Here is a 951-nt window from a genome sequence, read left to right on the forward strand (position 1 = left end):
AGCCAGAGCCATGAACAGCCACTACGCCCGACAAGCCCTCATCGAACCGTGATCACGATCCCCGGCTGGAGTACTAAACGCCTACTGGCGTGACCCGTTTCGGCACCAGGAGCGCAGTAGGCGGAAGCGCAACAAGCGGCTCGTTTCTAAACGCCTACTGGCGTGACCCGTTTCGGCACTTCGTCAAAAAATGACCTAGGAGGTTATAAGCTAGAAAGTTTCTAAACGCCTACTGGCGTGACCCGTTTCGGGACGAAAGTAAGTAAGTAAGGGGGAACCCCTCCGCAAGTGGGAGTTTCTAAACGCCTGCTGGCGTGACCCGTTTCGGGACACCTCGATTTCAAACAGAGGGAAGAAACCGCCGTTTCTAAACGCCTGCTGGCGTGACCCGTTTCGGGACCGCCGAGAGGGCTCGTGACAGGCCTTTTGCCAAGTTTCTAAACGCCTGCTGGCGTGACCCGTTTCGGGACAATCCGTCCGGCCACCATCACGTCTTCGGGTGCAGTTTCTAAACGCCTGCTGGCGTGACCCGTTTCGGGACCCTATCGGTTTTGCGTGGCCTCTGACCAGCGTAAACAGAGGCGGGTTGCACACCAGCTCTCGTTGATCTTGTCGGGTGCTGATGTTTATGGATGGGTGATGGGTGTTTTTGCTGGTCAGCAGCATTGCACACCTCAGCCCGGTTCGGGGCGTGCGGGCGGGTCACCCGGGAGGGTGATTGCGATGTGGTCATAGGACCGCCCAGTAAAGCTCCGTGGTGGGGGTGGTGGCCTGGCCGAGAGTGGTCGTTGACGCGGTACACGAGCCGCAGAGCGGAAGGATGTGGATGGCGTCGGTGCGGGTATCGATGAGGCCGGTGAGACGGTCGGTGAGATCGGTCAGGTCGTCGTGGTCGAGGTGGCAGAGGTAGACGCTGCGTTGGATGCGGTTGCCCCACATTTGGATGAGGGC

At 59.3% G+C, this 951-nt stretch carries 1 protein-coding gene and 1 CRISPR repeat array; the gene reads right to left on the bottom strand.

Annotation, left to right across the window (positions count from 1 at the left end; translation table 11 throughout):
• Window positions 1–69: 69 nt before the first annotated feature.
• A CRISPR array of direct repeats spans window positions 70–541; the repeat unit is 37 nt; unit sequence GTTTCTAAACGCCTGCTGGCGTGACCCGTTTCGGGAC.
• A 188-nt stretch (window positions 542–729) separates the two neighbouring features.
• The coding region (cas2, locus tag IEY73_RS32695; RefSeq protein WP_189083218.1) for a CRISPR-associated endonuclease Cas2 at window positions 730–951 on the bottom strand (222 nt) is incomplete at its 5' end.

This window comes from Mangrovihabitans endophyticus (assembly GCF_014646155.1).
GTDB lineage: Bacteria > Actinomycetota > Actinomycetes > Mycobacteriales > Micromonosporaceae > Actinoplanes > Actinoplanes endophyticus.